The sequence below is a fragment of the Micromonospora sp. NPDC023644 genome (genome assembly GCF_040640115.1).
GTDB lineage: Bacteria > Actinomycetota > Actinomycetes > Mycobacteriales > Micromonosporaceae > Micromonospora.
The window spans coordinates 133,113-151,749 of the sequence record NZ_JBFABA010000013.1; the positions used below are offsets into that span (position 1 = coordinate 133,113).

Here is an 18,637-nt window from a genome sequence, read left to right on the forward strand (position 1 = left end):
CACACGGGAGAAGGCCCTGAACAGCAACCCGACGCACCAGGACACGCCCGCCGGCCCGGCCACCGGTTGGTGGACCAGGGCCACCATCTACCAGGTCTATCCGCGCTCCTTCGCCGACTCCGACGGCGATGGGATCGGTGACCTGCCCGGCATCACCGCCCGCCTGGACCACCTCGTGGAACTGGGCGTGGACGCGCTCTGGCTGTCGCCGTTCTACCCGTCGCCACAGGCCGACGCCGGGTACGACGTGGCGGACTACCGGGACGTGGACCCGCTCTTCGGCACCCTCGCCGACGCCGACCGGCTGATCGCCGAGGCGCACTCGCGCGGGCTGCGGGTCATCGTCGACCTGGTGCCCAACCACACGTCGTCGGCGCACCGGTGGTTCCAGGCGGCGCTCCCCGCCGCCCCGGGCAGCCCGGAGCGCGACCGCTACGTCTTCCGCGACGGCCGGGGGCCGGACGGCGCGCAGCCGCCCAACGACTGGCAGAGCGTGTTCGGCGGGCCGGCCTGGACCCGCGTCACCGAGGCCGACGGCCGCCCCGGCCAGTGGTACCTGCACCTGTTCGACGCCGGGCAGCCCGACCTCAACTGGGACAACCCCGAGGTCCGGGAGGAGTTCCTGGGGGTGCTGCGGTTCTGGCTGGACCGCGGCGTCGACGGCTTCCGCGTCGACGTGGCGCACGGCCTGATCAAGCAGGCCGACCTGGCCGACTGGCAGGAGCCGCAGGAGATCCTCTCCGGCCAGGAGATCGACAAGCCGCGCCCGCCGATGTGGGACCAGGAGGGCGTGCACGACATCTACCGGGACTGGCGGCGCCTGCTGGACGGCTACCCGGGCGAACGGGTCCTGGTCGCCGAGGCGTGGGTCGAGCCGGCCGAGCGGCTGGCCCGCTACGTCCGCCCGGACGAGATGCACCAGGCGTTCAACTTCGAGTACCTGCTCGCCGCGTGGACCGCGCCGGCCCAGTACGCGGTGATCACCCGCTCGCTGGAGGCCACCGACTCCGTCGGCGCCCCGACCACCTGGGTGCTCTCCAACCACGACGTGGTCCGGCACGCCTCCCGGCTGGGGCTGCCGGTCGGCGCCAAGCGGCCCAACGGCATCGGCATCGGCGACCCGCAGCCGGACGCCGCGCTCGGCCTGCGCCGGGCCCGGGCGGCCAGCCTGCTGATGCTCGCCCTGCCCGGCTCGGCCTACCTCTACCAGGGCGAGGAACTGGGCCTGCCGGAGCACACCACGATGCCCGACGAGGCCCGGCAGGACCCGACCTGGATGCGCAGCGGGCACACCGAGCGGGGCCGGGACGGCTGCCGGGTGCCGATCCCGTGGGAGGCCGACGCCCCGTCGTACGGCTTCGGGCCGACCGACGCGAGCTGGCTGCCGCAACCGTCGCTCTGGGCGGAGTACGCCCTGGACCGGCAGCGGGACACGCCCGGCTCGACGTACGAGCTGTACCGGACGGCGCTGCGGCTGCGCCGCGAGCACCGGCTGGGCGAGGGCACGCTGGAGTGGCTCGCCTCCGGCGACGAGGTGCTCTCGTTCCGCAACGGCGCGCTGACCGTGCTGACCAACTTCGGCGACGCCGCCGTGCCGGTGCCCGCCGGGACCGAACTGGTGCACGCCAGCGCCCCGCTGGACGCCGACGGCGCCGTTCCCACCGACGTGACCGTCTGGGTCCGCTCGGCCTAACGCGGCAGGGGGTCCCTCGGCAGCGCCGCGACGTTGCCGGGGGACCCCCTCCCTACAGGCGCTCGGCGCGGTCGTGCAGCAGGTCGCCGACGGCGGCGATGTCGCCCGGCGAGGTGCGCGAGGCCAGCCAGTACATGACGCCCGTCGGGATGAAGAAGAGCTGGAAGGCCGCCAGCCCGACGGCGTAGTTCAGCGGCGGCGGGAAGGCCGCCCGCAGGCCGTGGAAGGCCACCCCGACCAGCCCGTTGCCGGCCGCCCGGCCGACGCCGTTGACCAGGTTGCCGAGGCTGTAGACGGTGCCCCGGTGCTCGGGCGGGTTGACGTCGGCGATCAGGGCGAACCAGTTCGGCGAGTTGGCCGAGGTGAGGGCCAGGGCCACCACGGCGGTGAGCAGGCTCAGCCCGACCGTCGGCTCGGTGACCACGCTGGCCAGCACCGCCCGGACCACCGTCCCGGCGCCGGCGCCGTCCGGCACGTCGATGCGCACCGGCACGAAGAAGAGCACCAGGTAGAACGGCAGCGCCGCGAGGATGCCGACCGCCGCGACCAGCGCCCTGCCCCGGGGCGTACGCCGTTGCAGCGCGTCGCCGACCAGCCCGCCCACGATGGAGAGCACCCCGCCGAGCTGGAACAGCGTGGCGAAGACGCTGCCCACCACCACGGCGGTGGCGGCGGAGTAGCCCTGGTCCTCGGCCCGCTCGGCGAAGAGCACCGGCAGCCAGACCAGCGACCCGAAGGCCGCCTGGGCGGTGAGGCCCTGCAGGATCAGCCAGCGGTTCGTCCGCCTGCCGAGGATCCTCGGCAGGTCCGCCCGGCTGATCCGGTAGTCGTACTCGGCGCCGGTGGCGAGCGCGTCGGCCAGCTCCGGCTCGCTCTGCCCGCGCCGGATGTCGTAGGTGAACAGGTAGGCGACGGTGGCCGCGAGGCCGACCACGGTCAGCAGCAGGAACGGCCGCCGCCAGTCGGCGGCCCCCAGCAGGCCGCCGACCAGCGTGCCGGCCAGCGTGCCGACGCCCTGGGACAGCCCCCAGAAGCTCATCACCAGCCCCCGGCGGCGGGGCGAGATCAGGTCGGTGACGACCGAGAAGCCGACCGACCCGACCGCGCCCAGCCCGACCGCCGCCAGGATCTGCGCGGCCAGGAAGGCGGGATAGTTCACCGCGACGGCGCTGCCGCCCGTGCCGAGCGCCCAGATCAGGGTGCCGAGCATCAGCAGCGGCTTGCGGTTCGCGCGGTCGCCGACGTACGCCCAGCCGACCGCGGCCACCGCGCTGGCCAGGAAGCTCACGGCGGTGACCAGGCCGAGCAGCCGCTGCGGCACGTCGAAGGCGTCGGAGATGGGCCCGTACAACGGGGGGACCAGACCGATCGCCACGTTGTCCAGCGAGGCGAGCAGCACGAAGACCACGACGCTGTAGAACCGGTGCGCGGGCGTCCCGCCCCGGGCCCGCGCCGGCCCGCCCCTGGTCGAGGTCATGTGCGGCAGCCAACCAGGATCAGGTCACGAGCGGGTGACGACGCGCGGGCGCGCCCGGCCGCTCAGAGATAGCCGCCGATCGCGGGCGGGGCGGCGGGCACGGCCGGCGTGCCCGACCGCAGCGCGTACAGCTCGGCCAGGGTGGCGCCCTGGGGCGGCACCCCCGCCGCCGTGCCCAGCCATCCGGTCGCCTCCTCGTACGACAGCGGGCCGACCTCGATCCGGGCCAGGCACCGCCCCGGGCGGACCACCGCCGGGTGCAGCCGGGACAGGTCCTCGTTCGTGGTGATCGCGACGAGCACGTCGCGCCCCTGCCCGAGCAGCCCGTCGGTGAGGTTGAGCAGCCGGGACAATGCCTGCCCGGCGGCCTGCTTCGCCTCGCCCCGGATCAGCTCGTCGCAGTCCTCCAGGATGAGCAGCCGCCACCGGCGGCCCGTCCCCTGCTCGCCGTCCTCGTCCCCGACCGCCACCTCGGACAGGTACGCCGTGTCCGCGAAGAGCACGTCCGGGTCGAGCACGGCGTCGACCTGGCACCAGTCGCGCCAGGAGCGGGCGAGGGCGCGCAGCGCGGTGGTCTTGCCCGTCCCGGGCGCCCCGTGCAGCAGCACCAGCCGGCCGGAGAGGCGCTCCGGAGTGGTCGCCATCAGCGCGTCGAGCGCGTCGCGTGCCGCGGCGGCGTAGTTCGGCCGGATCTCCGCCCACTCCGGCGCGGCGATGGACCGCACGTCGCGCTGGCTGCCCCGGCGGGGGTTCTGGTGCCAGAAGCCGATCCGCCCGGCGCCCGGGTCCTCCGGCTCGGCGGCGCCGTCGACGATCCGGTCGAGGGTCGCCCGGCCCACCTCCTCGGAGACCGCCGTGACCGTCACCTCGGCGCCGCGTCCCTTCCAGGTGACCACCCGGGCCGTCCAGCCGTCGCCGGCCAGCAGGCGGGACCGCTGCCGGTTCTCCACCGCCGTGCGCAGCAGCCGCCCGTCCGGGGCGGTCAGCGGCGCGTCGGGACGCACCCGGGAGAGCCGGACCGTGTGCGACCACGGGTGCCGGCCGGTGACGAAGTCCGCCAGGACCAGCGCGTCGATGACGTCGCAGGGGGTGTCCGCGTCGTCGTACTGGAGCATCGAGGGGATGCCGGTGCCGGGTGCCTCGTCCGCTTCGGGGCTGGTTCGCATCCGTCGATGATCGCGAGCCGGCGCGCGTCCGTACAGTCGTTTACCCCGCCACGGCGTCGGCCCGGGGCAGGAAGTGTTCGCGGGCGGCGGCGTACCGCTCGCGGATGGCGGGGACGGGGGTGGCGGCGTACTCCTCGGTGCCCTGGACGGACCACGTGGGGGGCGCCGCGCCGCCCAGGGCGACCCAGGCGGCCTGGCGCGCGGCGCCGTCGGCGACGTACTCGCCGGGCGGCGGGACGACCACCGGCACCCCGAGGACCTGCGGCGCGATCCGGCGCACGGCCGCCGAGCGGGCGCCGCCGCCCACCAGGATCACCCGGCGCACGGTGGCGCCCTGGGCGGTGAGCGCGTCGAGGCCGTCGGCGAGTGCGCAGAGCAGCCCCTCGACGGCGGCGCGCGCCAGGTGGGCCGCCGTCGAGGTGCGCAGGGTCAGCCCGTGCACGGCCCCGGAGGCCAGCGGCCGGTCGGGCGTGCGCTCGCCCTCCAGGTAGGGCACCATGACCAGCCCGTCCGCGCCGGCGGGGGCGGCCAGCGCCAGCCCGGCCAGCTCGTCCAGGCCGACCCGGAGCATCGACGCGGCGGCGTCGAGCACCCGGGCCGCGTTGAGCGTGCAGACCAGGGGCAGGAAGCGGCCGGTGGCGTCGGCGAAGCCGGCGACCGTGCCGCCCGGGTCGGCGGCCGGGGCGTCGGCGACGCTGAACACGGTGCCGGAGGTGCCGATCGAGACGACCACGTCGCCCGGGCCCGCGCCGACGCCGAGCGCGGCGGCGGCGTTGTCTCCGGTGCCGGGGCCGAGCATCGCCCCGCCGTCGGGCAGGCCCCGCAGGGCGTCGGGGCGTGCGGCGCCGGCCGGCTCCGCCGGACCGAGCACGGTCGGCACGTGCGGGCGCCGGCCGAACGCCCGCTCCAACAGGTCGAGCCGGTAGTCGCCGGTGGCCGGGGACCAGTAGCCGGTGCCGCTGGCGTCGCCCCGGTCGGTACGCAGCGCCGCCAGGCCCGGCGCGCCGGCCAGCCGCCAGGTGAGCCAGTCGTGCGGCAGGCACACCGCCGCCACCCGGGCCGCGTGCTCCGGCTCGTGCCGGGCCAGCCAGCGCAGCTTCGTGGAAGTGAAGCTGGCCACCGGCACGCTGCCCACCGCGTCCGCCCAGAACCGGCGGCCGGCCTCCCCGCCACCGGCCTCCTCGACCAGCTCGGCGGCGGCCCCGGCGGAACGGGTGTCGTTCCACAGCAGCGCCGGCCGGACCACACCGCCCGCCTCGTCGAGGCACACCATGCCGTGCTGCTGGCCGGCGACGGAGAGCGCCGCCACGTCGGCCAGCCCGCCGGCGGCGTCGACCGCCGCGCCCAGCGCGGACCACCACGCCGCGGGGTCGACCTCCGTGCCGTCCGGGTGCGGCGCCCGGCCCTGCCGGAGCAGGGCGCCCGTCTCCGCGTCCCGGACGACGACCTTGCAGGACTGGGTCGAGGAGTCGACCCCCGCGACGATCGGCATCGCCGGCGGCCTCAGCGGGCGCCGAGCAGGTGCTCGACGGCGAGCTGGTTGAGCCGGACGAAGCCGAAGCCCCACGCGGCGGCCCCGTCGACGTCGAACTCCTCGAACGCGGAGCGGTCGGCGAGCAGGTCGGCGTAGCCCTCCCCCGGCGCCAGCGTCGGCGTGCCGAGGTCGGCGACCCGGCTCGCGGCCAGCGCCTCGGCGACCTCCGGGTCCGCCCGGAACGCCGCCGCCCGCTCCTTGAGCAGGAGGTAGGTGCGCATGTTCGCCTCCGCCGACGCCCAGACGCCGGTCATGTCCTCGGTGCGCGAGGGCTTGTAGTCGAAGTGCCGGGGGCCGTCGTAGGCGGGGACGCCGCCGGGCCCGCCGTGCTCCAGCAGGTCGACCAGCGCGAACGCGTTCAGCAGGTCACCGTGGCCGAAGACGAGGTCCTGGTCGTACTTGACGCCGCGCTGCCCGTTGAGGTCGATGTGGAACAGCTTGCCCTGCCAGAGCGCCTGGGCGATGCCGTGGGCGAAGTTCAGGCCGGCCATCTGCTCGTGCCCCACCTCCGGGTTGAGCCCGACCAGCTCGGGGCGGGCCAGGGTGGAGATGAAGGCCAGGGCGTGCCCGACGGTGGGCAGCAGGATGTCGCCGCGCGGCTCGTTCGGCTTGGGCTCGATGGCGAAGCGCAGGTCGTAGCCGGAGTCGACGACGTACTGGCAGAGCAGGTCGACGGCCTCCCGGTAGCGGTCCAGCGCGGCCCGGACGTCCTTGGCGAGGTCGTACTCGGCGCCCTCCCGGCCGCCCCACATCACGAAGGTGCGGGCACCCAGCTCCGCGGCGAGGTCGACGTTGCGCAGCACCTTGCGCAGCGCGTACCGCCGGACGTCGCGGTCGTTGCTCGTGAAGCCGCCGTCCTTGAACACCGGGTGGGTGAAGAGGTTGGTGGTCACCATCGGCACCACCAGGCCGGTCTCGTCGAGCGCCTTGCGGAAGCGGGCCACGTGCCGGTCGCGGGTGGCGGCGTCCGCCCCGAAGGGCACCAGGTCGTCGTCGTGGAACGTGATCCCGTACGCCCCCAGCTCGGCGAGCCGGTGCACCGCCTCGACCGGGTCCAGCTCGGGGCGGGTGGCGTCGCCGAACGGGTCGCGGGCCTGCCAGCCCACCGTCCAGAGGCCGAAGGAGAACTTGTCGGCGGGGGTGGGACGGGGTGCCATGGCAGACCTCCGGAAGTGTCGTCCGCTATTTGTTCAGTGGTTGAATTATTTGATCGGCCTGTGGCAGTGTCAAGGGGTGACCCGACCCGACGCCCCGCCCGGGGCGGTGCGGCAGGGCAGCCTGCGCGAGTGGAACCTCGCAGTGGTGCTCGGCCGGATCGCCGCCGCCGACCGCCCGCCCTCCCGGGCCGAGCTGGCCGCCGGCACCGGCCTCACCCGGGCCACCGTCTCGGCCGTGGTGGAGGACCTGCTGGCCGGCCGGTTGGTCGCCGAGGCGGAGCCGACGCCCCGCACCGGCGCGGGGCGGCCGTCGCGGGGCCTGGTGCTCGCTGCGGACGGCCCGGCCGGGCTCGGCCTGGAGATCAACGTCGACTACCTGGCCGCCTGCGTGGTCGACCTCGCCGGCCGGGTCCGCCACCACACCGTGCACCGCGCCGACCTGCGGCCCGTCTCCCCCGCCGAGGCGCTCGCCCGGCTGGCCGACCTGGCCGCCCGCGCCCGCGCCGACGCCACCCGGGAGGGGCTCACCCTGGCCGGCGCGGCCCTCGCGGTGCCGGGCCTGGTCGACGACGCCGGCCTGGTCCGGCTCGCGCCGAACCTCGGCTGGCGCGACGTGCCCGTACCCGCGCTGCTGGGCGCCGGGGCGCCGCTGACCGCGCACGTCGACGGCGTACCGCCGCTGGTGGTCGACAACGAGGCCAACCTCGCCGCGCTGGGCGAGTTGCACGCCGGCCCGGCGGGCCGGCCCAGCTTCCTGCACATCTCCGGGGAGGTCGGCATCGGCGCCGGGATCGTGCTCGACGGAGCCCTGTTCCGGGGCGCGCGCGGCTGGAGCGGCGAGATCGGTCACATCCCGATCCGGCCCGACGGCCCGCCCTGCCGGTGCGGCGGCCGGGGCTGCCTGGAGACGTACGCCGGGCAGGAGGCGATCCTGGCGGCGGCCGGCCTCGCCGGCGCGGACCTCCCGGCGGACACCGCGACGACCCGGCTGGCCGAACTGGCCGGGGCCGGCGACCCCGCCGCGCTGCGGGCCCTCGCCGAGGCCGGCACGGCCCTGGGGGTCGCCGTCGCCGGCGTGGTGAACCTGCTGGACCTCGACACCGTGGTGCTCGGCGGCGGATACGCCCCGCTCGCGCCGTGGCTGCGCCCGCCGGTGCTCGCCGAGATCTCCCGGCGGGTGCTCACCGCGGCCTGGTCGCCGGTCGCCGTCCGCCCGGCGGCCCTCGGCGCCGCCGCCGCTGCCGTCGGTGGGGCCGGTTCGGTGGTACGCCGGATCCTGGCGCGCCCGGCCGGCTGGCTGGCCCGCCCGGCCTGAACGCGTTCCTCCGATGGCGGCGCGGCTCCGCCTCGGTACGCTTGCCCCGAGGCAACGACCCGATCCGAGGAGTGCACGACCAGCATGCGCACAGGTCACCAGACCGGGGCGCCCGGCGAGCCGCGGTGACCAGCGCTCCCCGGGGCGGTGTCACGGGCCCGGCCGAGGGCGGGCAACCGGGCCGCTCCTCCGGCGCCGCGCGGCCGGCCGACTCCCGGCTCACCCGGGAGGTGCTCGACGGGCTCGCCGAGGCGGTCGTGACGGCCGACCGGGCGGGGCTGGTGACGCTGGTCAACGCGATGGCGACCGCGCTCCTCCCCGAGGTCGCACCCGGCACGGACCTGAACACCTGTCCGGTACCGGCCATCGCCCGGGCGGTGCGGGCCGGGGCGGACAGCTTCGACACCGAACACGGCGGCCGCCGGCTGTGCGGCGTACGACGCGACCTGGCCGACGGGCGGCACGCCTGGTACGTGCGGGACGTCACCGAGGAACACGCGCGCGTGGAGGCGCTGCACGTCGAGCGTTCCCGGACGGTGTTCCTCGCCCAGGCCGGCAGCCGGCTCGGGCTCTCCCTCCAGCGCGAGCAGACGCTGCGGACCGCGACGACCCTGCCCGTGCCCTACCTCGCCGACCTGGCGATGGTGGTCCACCTGCCGCCCCCGCCCGCGCAGGGCCAGCCGCACTGGATCCGGTACGACGGCGTCGATCCGGTCCCCGCGACCGGGCTGGCGACCTGGTCGCTGACCGGCTCGCTGCCCGGCCTGGCCGAGGCGCTGGCCGGCCACGCGGTAGCCCCGGCCCGGTGGCCGGACGGGGAGCCGGCCGACCTGTCCACCGTGCTTCCGCCCGGCTTCGGCCGGCCGGGCACCGTGCTGACCAGCCCCATGCGGGGCGCCGGCCGCACCACCGGCGCCCTGGTGCTGGTCCGGCGCGCCGGGCGTGCCGGTTTCGCCCGGCGCGACATCGAGCTGGCCCGGGAGTTCGCCGCCCGCGCGGGCGCGGCCCTCGGGGCCGCCGAGCTCTACGGCGAGCAGGTCCACCTCGCCCGGGTGCTGCAGAACAGCCTGCTCCCGCCCGACCTGCCGGCCGTGCCGGGCGCCACCCTCGCCGGCGGGTACCGGGCGGCCGGGGACCGGCTGCGCATCGGCGGCGACTTCTACGACGTGTTCCCCGTGCCGGGTGGCGCGATCTTCGCCCTCGGCGACGTGGCCGGCAAGGGCGTCGGCGCGGCCGTCCTCACCGGGCGGGTCCGCCAGTCCCTGCGGACCCTGCGCCTGGTCGAGCAGCGCCCGCTGGAGTTGATGGGGCTGCTCAACCAGGCCCTCTTCGACGCCCCGGACGCGGCCCGCCGCAGCCAGTTCACCACCCTGCTGCTCGGCACCCTCGACGCGGCGTCCGACGGCGGCGTCGACGTCCGGATCGCCGGCGGCGGTCACCCGTCCCCGCTGCTGCTCCGCGCCGACGGCGGGGTCACCCCGGTCGCGGTCGGCGGGATGCCGGTGGGCGCGCTCGCCGCCGCCCGGTTCGCCGAGGCCGAACTCCACCTCGCCCCCGGCGAGCTGCTGCTCGCGTACACCGACGGGGTCCTCGAGGCCCGCGGCGGCCCCGGCGGCCAGGATCAGTTCGGCGAGGAACGGCTGCGCGCGGCGCTGGCCTCGGCCGCCGGGCTGCCCCCGGCCGCGCTGGTCGACCGGCTCCTCGGGGCCGTCGACGAGTGGCTCGACGGGCAGAGCCAGGACGACATCGCGATGCTGGCCGTCGCGGCCGCGCCGGCCTGACGTCGCGGCCGTGTGTCCGCTGGCCGCGCCCGACCCTCGGCGCACCCGTCGACGGGGAAAGCCGCCGTGGTGGTCGTCGCCGCCCGGGTCAGGCCGTCCGGGCCACCCGCGGCCCGTTCCCCGGCCGCTCCTGCGTCGGCAGGCCGACCGGGTGCTCCAGCGGCCCGCCCGCCCAGGGGTCGGCCGCCTCGACGGACTGCACGGACGCGTTGCGGTGGCGCGCCGCCTCGTCGAACTCCCGCATCCCCCGCAGCAGGGCCTGCCGCCCCTCGAAGGTCATGTCGGCGAGGATCGCCGCGAGCTGCTGGCGCCGGTCGTCCCGCAGCTCGGCGAGGAGCCGGCGGGCCTCCGGGGTGAGGTGCAGCGAGATCTCCCGCCGGTCGAACCGGCCGGGCTCGCGCTCCAGCATCCCCGCCGCCACCAGCCGGTCGCAGAGCCGGCTGGCGGAGGAGAGCAGCATGTCGAGCCCGGTGGCCAGGCGACGGAGGTTGATCCCGTCGTGTTGCTCGACCAGCATGATCGCGCGCAACTGCGCGCCGGAGACCCGGCTGGTCGTCCGCTCCCGCGCGGCCTCCCAGACCGTCAGCAGGGCGTCGGCCACCGTGTCGAGCTCGACGGCCATACTCGTCTCGGGTCCGTAGGGACCGTGCACTTCCGCCATGGTGGGCCCGACACTACTCCGAATCCACTGGTCTGGGCTCGTGATGAAGGAGCGATGATGAGCGAACCGGTCAACCGGGCACGGCGCGTCCTCAACGAGGCGCCCGCCGATCTCCTGCTGGACCGGATCGCCGACGTCCTCGCCGCGGGCTACGGGATCACCCGGGTGGACCTGCTCCAGGTCGACTACCGGTTGGCGGCGCTGCTCCCGCTGGTCGGGGACGAGCCCGTCACCGCCCCGGGGCACCCCGCCTGGCGCTGCTTCGACCACCAGAGCCCGACCGTCGCCGACGACACCGGATACCTCCCGGTGTCGATGCGCGGGGAACGCCGGGGCGTGCTGGTGGTGGCCCCCGCGCCGACCCGGCCGGCCGCGCTCGACGAGCTGACGGAGATCGCCACGGCGCTCGCCCACGAGATCGCCGCGGTCACCGACGGCACGGACGTCTACCGGTCCGCGCGCCGCAGCAGGCGACTCACCCTCGCCGCCGAGATGCAGTGGGAGATGCTCCCGGGCCGCAGCCGGACCCGTCCGTCGTTCAGCCTCGCCGGGCAGCTGGAACCGGCGTACGCCGTGCGCGGCGACAGCTTCGACTGGTCCGACGACGGCACCCGGGTCTGGTTGTCGACCATCAACGGCACGGGTGAGGGAGTGGCCGCCGCGATGCTCACCTCGCTCGCCACCCACGCGCTGCGCAACGCCCGCCGCTCCGGGCTCGGCCTCGCCGACCAGGCGGCCCTCGCCGACCAGGCCGTCTACGACCTGCACCGGGGCGACCGGCACCTCGCGGCGCTGCTGATGGAGCTGGACCTGCGCTCGGGGCTGCTCACCGTGGTCGACGCCGGGTCGCCCCGCCTCGTGCTGCTGCGCGACGGGACGGTGCGGGAGCTGCCGTTGGAGGCGCAGTTCCCGCTCGGCATGTTCGAGGCCACCGACTACCGGGAGCAACGCTTCGAGCTGTGCCGGGGCGACCGGCTCTTCGTGGTCAGCGACGGCGTCATCGACGCCACCGGGCAGGATGTCCGCTACGGCGAGACCGCGCTGGACCGGTTCCTGCGCCGGACCGGGCCGATGGAGCCGCTGGACGCCGTCCGCTCGCTGATCGGCGACCTGCGCGCGTTCGTCGCCGGCGACCTGATCGACGACGCGGTGGTGGTGTGCCTGGACTGGACGGGCCCGCAGGACTGAGCGTGCGGGCCGGTCAGTAGGCCCCCCGGCTGTTGAGCACCGCGCCGAAGGTCTTCCAGAGGATCGTCAGGTCGGCCGCGAGCGACCAGTTCTCCACGTAGTAGAGGTCGAGCCGGATGCCGTCCTCCCAGCTCAGGTCCGACCGGCCGCTGACCTGCCAGAGCCCGGTCATGCCGGGCTTGACCAGCAGCCGGCGGGCCACGTCGCCGTCGTAGCGGGCCACCTCGGAGGGCAGCGGCGGGCGGGGGCCGACCAGGCTCATGTGCCCGAGCAGGACGTTGACCAGCTGCGGCAGCTCGTCCAGCGACCACTTGCGCAGCAGCCGCCCGATCCGGGTCACCCGCGGGTCGTCGCGCATCTTGAACATCAGGCCGTCGGTCTCGTTGCGGGCGGCCAGCGCGGCCAGCAGGGCGTCGGCGTTGACCACCATGGTGCGGAACTTGTAGACGCCGAACTCCCGCCCGCCCTGCCCGACCCGGGTCTGCCGGAACAGCACCGGCCCTCGGCTGTCGATCTTGATCGCCAGGGCGACGACGGCCAGCAGCGGCAGCAGCAGCGTCAGGGCCACCGAGGAGACGGCCCGGTCGACGAAGCCCTTGACCAGCTTGCGGGCCCCGCGGAACTCCGGCGCCTCGACGTGGATCAGCGGCAGGCCGGCGACCGGCCGGGTGTGGATGCGCGGGCCGGCGACGTCGGTCAGCGCCGGGGCCACCACCAGGTCGATGCCGGTGCCCTCCAGTTGCCAGCCCAGCCGGCGCAGCCGGGTGGCGGTCAACTCGCCGGAGGCGGTCACCGCGACGGTGTCCGCGCCGATGGCGGTGGCCGCCTCGGGGATGCCCCGGAACGAGCCGACCACCGGCACGTCGCCCAGCCGCTGCGCGACGGGGGCGAGCAGCGCGTCCGGGATGCAGGCGCCGACCACCTGGTAGCCCGCGTACGGCTCGCGGCGCAGGGTGTGCACCAGCTCCAGCACGTGCGCGGTGTCGCCGACCACCAGCACCTTGCGCGACCAGCCGGCGCCCTCGGACCGCGCCCGGTGCAGCCGCTTGCGGGCGGCGAACCGGGCCACCTCCAGGCCGAGCATGCCGACGGCGAACGAGATGCCGAGGAAGCCCCGGGAGACGCCGACGTCGGCGATGTAGCCGGCGATCGCGATGCCGCCGGCGAGGCGCAGGCTGGCGGTGCCGACCCGCCGGTACTCGTCGGCGCCGTAGCCGAGGACGCGGTCGTCGTAGCAGCGCAGCACCCGCAGCGAGACCAGCCAGGCGAGGACCAGCCCGGGGGCGACCAGGACGTACGGGATCTTCGAGCCGCCGGGGGCGTCGTCGCCGAACCGGGCGACGTACCCGACGAGCACGGCGACGGTCAGGACGGTGGTGTCCAGCACCACCAGGGAGCGGACGTAGGCGCGCTCGCGGCTGCGGGCCGGGCCTGGCCGTGGTTCGTCCGGTCTCGACGACGTGCTGGCGGGGGTCAACAGCGTCGCTGAGGTCACCGGCCCTCCCCACTTCGGTCGCCGACGGCCCGTACGGCGGGCCCGGGGCGCGGGCCCGACACAGGGGCACCAGGACATCCTGCCCCGACAACCTTGGTCGCCGATTGCTTCGGACGCATTACCGTCACTACTTTCCCCGAGGAACCCCTTGTCGGGAAAGGGCCCACGGCACCCGGTCCCGTGCGGCGGGTCCGCCCCGCGCTGCGCTACGGCTCAGGCCGGGGCCTTGCGCAACGCGACCGCCTTGAGGAAAATGTCGCCGATCTTGGTCGGATCCTCGGTGACGAAGGCGCCGCCGCCGGTGACGTCGGTGATCGACTTCAGCTCGGCCCGGCTCACGTCGCCACCGATACCGATGATCACGACCTGCACCGGCCGTTCCGGGTCCTTGATCTTGCTCAGCTCGGCCAGCAGCTTCTGCTGCGTGATGCCGTCGGAGTCCTCGTTCTTGCCGTCGGTGAACAGCACGACCGAGTTGACCCGGCCGGGCTCCCAGTTCTCCTGCACCTGCTGGTACGCCGCCAGCACGGTGTCGTAGAGGCCGGTGCTGCCGGCCGACGAGCGGATCGCGCCCAGGGACTGCTCCAGCTTGCCGCGCTGGCGGGACAGCGGCCCGATGGCGACCAGTTCCCGGTGGTCGACGGAGCCCACCAGCTCCGTGGAGAACGTCCAGAGACCGATCGACCAGGAGTCGTCGAAGAGGTTCAGCCCGCGCCGGGCCGCCTCGACGGTGACCTGCTGCCGGGTCGCGTTGCCGGCGTTGGCCACCTTCTCCTTCATCGACCCGGAGACGTCGATGACGGCGAGCATCCGGCCGGACTGGGTGGCGATCGACCAGCTGGAGACCGCCCGGTCCATGGCCTGCGGGTCGAGCCCGCCCGGAGCCGATCCGCCGCCGTTGGCCGGCGGGGCCGGCGCGCCGCCGGCCGGGCTGGGCGCACCCTGCGGCGCGTCGAAGCCCGCGCCCCAGTTGCCGTCCGGCGCGCGCAGCGACTGACGCGCCAGCCGGTCGTGGAAGTCGTCGGTGACGAGCACCTCGTAGAGCACCCGCGCCGCCGACGCCTTGGCCGGTTCGATGCCGGGCAGCACCGCGTACGGGTAGTCCAGCGCCGCGGGCGCCGGCTCCAGGTAGAGCGCGGCCAGCGGCACCGGCGGCTTCCTGCTGTTGTACTGGATCACGTCCTCTTCCGAGAGCGCCGCCGCGCCGAGGCTGCTCGCGATCGTCGTGGGATCCGAGGCGGTGGGGAACCGGGCGAGCAGGTCCGGCCGCAGCGCCGAGCGGTCGGTGGCCAGCGCCCGCAGCGCGGCGACCTTCTCCTTCTCGGCGTCGGGGCCGCCGGAGGCGCTGGCGGCGGCCGTCAGCGAGAGCAGGCCGGACAGGCCGGCGGCGTCACGGGTCGGCTCGACGATCCCGGTGCGCAACGGCTTGTCGCTCTGCACCTGCTGCAGGAGCTGGGTCCAGCTGAACTTCTTCTGCGGCCAGCCCAGCCGCGTGGCGACCGGCTGCGGCATCGCCACGACCACCGGGCTGCGCGCGATGGACGCGCCGATGCCCGGCTCGAAGGCGGTGGCGCCACCGGTCTTGAGCCGCAGCAGCCACGTGGAGGAGTCGGGCACCCAGACGTCCGGGCTGACCGACGTGCCGCTGGCCTGCCCCACGCCGGCCAGGGTGACGCCGTGCTTCGCCGCGACCGTCGCGGCCACGTCGACCGGGTCGGACGCCGAGACGTTCACCGCGATGCAGGTGCCGCCCACCGCGGCGCCGTTCTTCACCCACTTCGCCGCGGCGGCGTCGACCGCCGGGGCGAGCTCGGCGGCGACGGCGACGGAGAGCTCGATCCGCCCGGAGCAGTCCGGTTGCGCCAGCTGCTGGTAGCCGAACCAGCCGCCGGCCGTGACGGCGAGGACGCCCACGGCAGCGGCGGCGGTGGCTGCGTGGACGTTCCTACGCATGCGATGGCGGCCTGCTGACACGGTGACCATCTTGCGGACCCGCCAGGACGACTGCCACGGGCCGTTCGGTCGAAAGTTACGCAGGAGAGATAGTTGATCGTCACATTGTCACACTCAGCGACCGGGCCACCCCGTGCCGTCGACGTCGCGGGAGTTGTGGCTGGTCAGGGCAGCACACATGTGGGGCTCGCCACTGCCACGGGCTCCCCGACCGGAGCCGGCACGCCGGTGCCCGCGTCCACCCGGAAGACCCGGATCATGTCGGCCCGTTCGTCGGCGACGTAGAGGTGCTCCCCGGCCAGGGCGAAGTGCCGCGGCCACTCCCCGCCGGTGTCCACCTCGGCGACCAGCTCCGGCAGCTCACCGGCGACGGCGAAGACCGCGACGGTGCCCACCCCCCGGTTCGCGACGTAGAGGAAGCGCCCGTCCGGGCCGACCGCGATCTCCGACGGCTGGACGGGCCCGGTCCGGTCGCTGGCCTCGACCCGGCCCCGCTGGTGCAGCGCACCGTCGCCGGTCAGCTCGTAGGCGGTGACCGAGCCGTCCAGCTCCCCCGCCACCCAGCAGCGCCGCCCGTCGGGATGCCGGGCCAGGTGCCGGGGCCCGACGCCGGCGGCCGTGCGCACCCGGGGCGCCCGGGGCACCAGCCGGCCCGAGGCGGCGTCCAGGTCGTAGCGGTAGATCGAGTCGGTGCCCAGGTCGACCGCGAGCAGCGGGCCCCGCCCCGGGTCGGGGCTCACCATGTGGGCGTGCGCGCGCTCCTGGCGATCCTGGTCCGGCCCGTGCCCCTCGTGCGCCACCAGGTCGCTGCGCTCGCCGGGCACCCCGTCGCGGTCGAGCGGGAACACCGTCACGCTGCCGCCGCCGTAGTTGGCCACGACGAGGTGGCCGCCGTCCGGGACGACCGCCAGGTGGCAGGGCTCCGCGCCCCCGGTGGATTGGGTGCCGAGCGCGGTGAGGCCGCCGTCGGCGCCGACCCGGAACGCGCTGACCTGCCCGTCCGGCAGCTCGTTGACCGCGTACAGCACGGGCAGCCGCGGGTGCCGGGCGAGGAAGGAGGGCGAGGGGGTGACCGCGACGGTGCCGAGCGGGGTCAGCTCACCGGAGGCGGGGTCCCGCCGCGCCGCGACGATGCCGGTGCCCCGGCCCCCGCTGTGCGCCGTGTAGCCGCCGATGTGGACGATCTCGCCCTGACCTGTCACCGGATCCGCCCTCCGCCGATTCCTCCGTCGATCCCACCAGCCTTCCCCCTGGGCCGCCCGCTTAGCCCCGAAAACCCGGCCGAATCGCGGCGGCCCGCCGGGAGACGCCCGCCGGACCGCCGCCGCGCCGGCTCAGGCCGCCGGCACGGGCTCGCCGCGCTGTCGGGCCACGTGCTCGACCAGCGCGATCAGCACCTCCTTGCCGGACTGCCGCTCCCGCGCGTCGCAGAGCACCAGCGGCACGTCGGGGTCGAGGTCCAACGCCTGGCGTACGGACTCCAGGCTGAACTGGCGGGCCCCCTCGAAGCAGTTCACGCCCACCACGAACGGCACGCCCCGCTGCTCGAAGTAGTCGATCGAGGGGAAGCAGTCGGCCAGCCGGCGGGTGTCGGCGAGCACCACCGCGCCGAGCGCCCCGAACGCCAACTCGTCCCAGAGGAACCAGAACCGGTCCTGGCCCGGGGTGCCGAAGAGGTAGACCTGGAGATCGTCGTTGATCGTGATCCGGCCGAAGTCCATCGCCACCGTCGTGGTCGACTTCGCCTCGACGCCCGAGAGGTCGTCGGTGCCGATGCTGGCGCCCGTCAACACCTCCTCGGTCTGCAACGGCCGGACCTCGCTGAGCGCGCTCACCAGCGTCGTCTTGCCGGCACCGAACCCCCCGGCGATCAGGATCTTCAGCGCGAGCGGGATCCGGGGGCCGGATCCGGTTCGGTCATAGCGCACGGAGTCCACTGACCACCGCCTTGAGGATGTCGTCGTCGGGCAGGTACGCGGCGGCCGTCGGCTGGTGGACCGCGATCAGCCCCCGCGCCCGCAGGTCGCCGAGGAGCACGCGGACCACGCCCACCGCGAGGTCGAGGTCGGCCGCGAGCTCGGCGACGGGGACCGGCCGGGCGGCCAGCTCCACCAGGCGCCGGTGCTCGGGGTGCAGGTCCGGGTGGACGGTCGGGTCGGCGGCTGCCTCGGCCAGCACGTACGCGACCAGGTCGAAGCCGTCGGCGCCCGACCGGACCCGGCCGCCGGTCAGGGTGTAGGGCCGCACGACCGGGCCGGCGTCGTCGTCCAGCCACTCGTGCTGCGGCCCGGGCGACTCAGCCCGCATCGGCGGCCCCCGCCGTCGACCGGGCCGGGGCGCTCAGGTACTCCCCGACGCGGGTGACGAGCATCGCCATCTCGTACGCCACCAGGCCGATGTCCGCGTCCGCGTCGCTGACCACGGCCAGGCAGGCGCCCTGACCGGCCGCCGTGACGAAGAGGTAGGCGGACTCCATCTCCACCACGGTCTGCCGGACCGCCCCGCCGGCCACCTGCCGGCTGGTGCCCCGGGCCAGGCTGGAGAAGCCGGAGGCCAGCGCGGACAGGTGCTCGGCGTCGGCCCGGTCCATGCCGGCGGAGGAGCCGATCAGCAGCCCGTCCGCCGAGAGCACCACCGCCTGTCGGGCGGCCGGCACCCGTTCCACCAGCTCGTCGAGCAACCAGTCGAGATCGGCACTCTGCCTCGTCGGATGCATCAGGCGTCCCTCTCAGTCGCGGTCATGGGTTCGGTGTCCACCGGCCGTGCGGCCGGCGTCGGGCTCGGGTCCTCGCGCGGCGGGTCCGGCTGGCCGGCGGGGGCGGCCCGCTCCGGGGCCGTCGCGGTGGCCGCCGCGCGGCCACGGGCGGTGCCGGACTGCAGGGCGGACATGATCCGCCGCGCCTCCTCCGGGCTGCGCGGGGCGGGAATCTCGATCACCGGCTGCCGCAGCGTCGGGCCGTCCAGCGCGGACGACCGTCCCGGGGCGTCCCCGGCGGACGGCTGACCCCCGTTCGGGGCCGGCCGCCGGGGCAGCGCCGCCGGAGGCCGCCGGCGCACCCGACGGGGCAGCCCGTCGACCTCCCCGGCCACCTCGACGGGGGCGGGACCGCCGGAGGCCGGGCCGGGCGGGGTCGGACCGCCGGAGGCCGCCTCGCCCGGGACCTGGCCGCCGGGAGCCGTGCCGGGCGGAACCTGGCCGCCGGCGCGGCTGCCGGCG

Annotated in this window: 15 protein-coding genes and 1 pseudogene; 4 read left to right on the forward strand and 12 right to left on the reverse strand. The window is 75.7% G+C overall.

Features of this window, described 5'->3' with window-relative positions:
- The first annotated feature begins 16 nt into the window (after positions 1 to 16).
- Positions 17 to 1,693 carry a glycoside hydrolase family 13 protein gene (locus AB0G08_RS13470; protein ID WP_358086984.1) on the forward strand — a complete coding sequence of 559 codons (1,677 nt, stop codon included), beginning with the start codon at positions 17 to 19 and terminating at the stop codon, positions 1,691 to 1,693.
- Between the two features lie 52 nt (positions 1,694 to 1,745).
- Here the strand turns inward: AB0G08_RS13470 and AB0G08_RS13475 are convergent, their stop codons facing one another.
- The 4 genes from AB0G08_RS13475 to xylA form a co-directional block, all read right to left on the reverse strand.
- Positions 1,746 to 3,170, reverse strand: coding sequence for an MFS transporter (locus tag AB0G08_RS13475; protein WP_358086942.1), 1,425 nt, complete (start codon positions 3,168 to 3,170; stop codon positions 1,746 to 1,748).
- 62 nt (positions 3,171 to 3,232) lie between these two features.
- The gene (locus AB0G08_RS13480) at positions 3,233 to 4,336 is read right to left on the reverse strand and encodes a DUF5925 domain-containing protein (RefSeq protein WP_358086944.1); all 1,104 of its coding nucleotides are present in this window, start codon (positions 4,334 to 4,336) and stop codon (positions 3,233 to 3,235) included.
- Between the two features lie 40 nt (positions 4,337 to 4,376).
- Positions 4,377 to 5,828 carry a xylulokinase gene (xylB, locus tag AB0G08_RS13485; protein WP_358086945.1) on the reverse strand — a complete coding sequence of 484 codons (1,452 nt, stop codon included), beginning with the start codon at positions 5,826 to 5,828 and terminating at the stop codon, positions 4,377 to 4,379.
- 11 nt (positions 5,829 to 5,839) lie between these two features.
- A complete protein-coding gene (gene xylA / locus AB0G08_RS13490; protein WP_358086947.1) occupies positions 5,840 to 7,027 on the reverse strand; it encodes a xylose isomerase in 1,188 nt (395 codons plus the stop codon).
- A 76-nt stretch (positions 7,028 to 7,103) separates the two neighbouring features.
- Between xylA and AB0G08_RS13495 the strand changes: the two genes are divergently transcribed.
- Positions 7,104 to 8,342: an ROK family protein gene (locus tag AB0G08_RS13495; RefSeq protein ID WP_358086949.1), complete on the forward strand. Its 1,239-nt coding sequence runs from the start codon at positions 7,104 to 7,106 to the stop codon at positions 8,340 to 8,342.
- Positions 8,343 to 8,467: 125 nt separating this feature from the next.
- Complete coding sequence (locus tag AB0G08_RS13500) at positions 8,468 to 10,123, forward strand: PP2C family protein-serine/threonine phosphatase (RefSeq protein ID WP_358086951.1); 1,656 nt, start codon at positions 8,468 to 8,470, stop codon at positions 10,121 to 10,123.
- Between the two features lie 88 nt (positions 10,124 to 10,211).
- Here AB0G08_RS13500 and AB0G08_RS13505 read toward each other — a convergent pair whose 3' ends face one another.
- Complete coding sequence (locus tag AB0G08_RS13505; RefSeq protein WP_358086953.1) at positions 10,212 to 10,745, reverse strand: MarR family transcriptional regulator; 534 nt, start codon at positions 10,743 to 10,745, stop codon at positions 10,212 to 10,214.
- A 96-nt stretch (positions 10,746 to 10,841) separates the two neighbouring features.
- Between AB0G08_RS13505 and AB0G08_RS13510 the strand changes: the two genes are divergently transcribed.
- Entirely contained in the window at positions 10,842 to 11,972 is a 1,131-nt protein-coding gene (locus tag AB0G08_RS13510; protein ID WP_358086955.1) for a PP2C family protein-serine/threonine phosphatase, read from the forward strand.
- A gap of 13 nt (positions 11,973 to 11,985) precedes the next feature.
- Here the strand turns inward: AB0G08_RS13510 and AB0G08_RS13515 are convergent, their stop codons facing one another.
- From AB0G08_RS13515 to AB0G08_RS13545, 7 genes and pseudogenes are all read right to left on the reverse strand, one after another.
- The gene (locus AB0G08_RS13515; RefSeq protein WP_357867445.1) at positions 11,986 to 13,467 is read right to left on the reverse strand and encodes a sugar transferase; all 1,482 of its coding nucleotides are present in this window, start codon (positions 13,465 to 13,467) and stop codon (positions 11,986 to 11,988) included.
- A 213-nt stretch (positions 13,468 to 13,680) separates the two neighbouring features.
- Positions 13,681 to 15,441 (reverse strand): VWA domain-containing protein, encoded by a 1,761-nt coding sequence (locus AB0G08_RS13520; protein ID WP_358086957.1) that lies wholly within the window; start codon positions 15,439 to 15,441, stop codon positions 13,681 to 13,683.
- Between the two features lie 143 nt (positions 15,442 to 15,584).
- Positions 15,585 to 16,622, reverse strand: a complete 1,038-nt coding sequence (locus tag AB0G08_RS13525) for a lactonase family protein (protein WP_358086958.1) — start codon at positions 16,620 to 16,622, stop codon at positions 15,585 to 15,587.
- 132 nt (positions 16,623 to 16,754) lie between these two features.
- Positions 16,755 to 17,357 (reverse strand): ATP/GTP-binding protein, encoded by a 603-nt coding sequence (locus AB0G08_RS13530; protein WP_358086960.1) that lies wholly within the window; start codon positions 17,355 to 17,357, stop codon positions 16,755 to 16,757.
- Entirely contained in the window at positions 17,338 to 17,727 is a 390-nt protein-coding gene (locus AB0G08_RS13535; RefSeq protein WP_357867457.1) for a DUF742 domain-containing protein, read from the reverse strand. Before AB0G08_RS13535 ends, AB0G08_RS13530 begins: the two co-directional genes overlap by 20 nt.
- Complete coding sequence (locus AB0G08_RS13540; RefSeq protein WP_357867460.1) at positions 17,717 to 18,136, reverse strand: roadblock/LC7 domain-containing protein; 420 nt, start codon at positions 18,134 to 18,136, stop codon at positions 17,717 to 17,719. Before AB0G08_RS13540 ends, AB0G08_RS13535 begins: the two co-directional genes overlap by 11 nt.
- Positions 18,136 to 18,637, reverse strand: a pseudogene (locus AB0G08_RS13545) (ATP-binding protein); the annotation flags it as partial. The gene AB0G08_RS13540 and the pseudogene AB0G08_RS13545, both read right to left, overlap by 1 nt.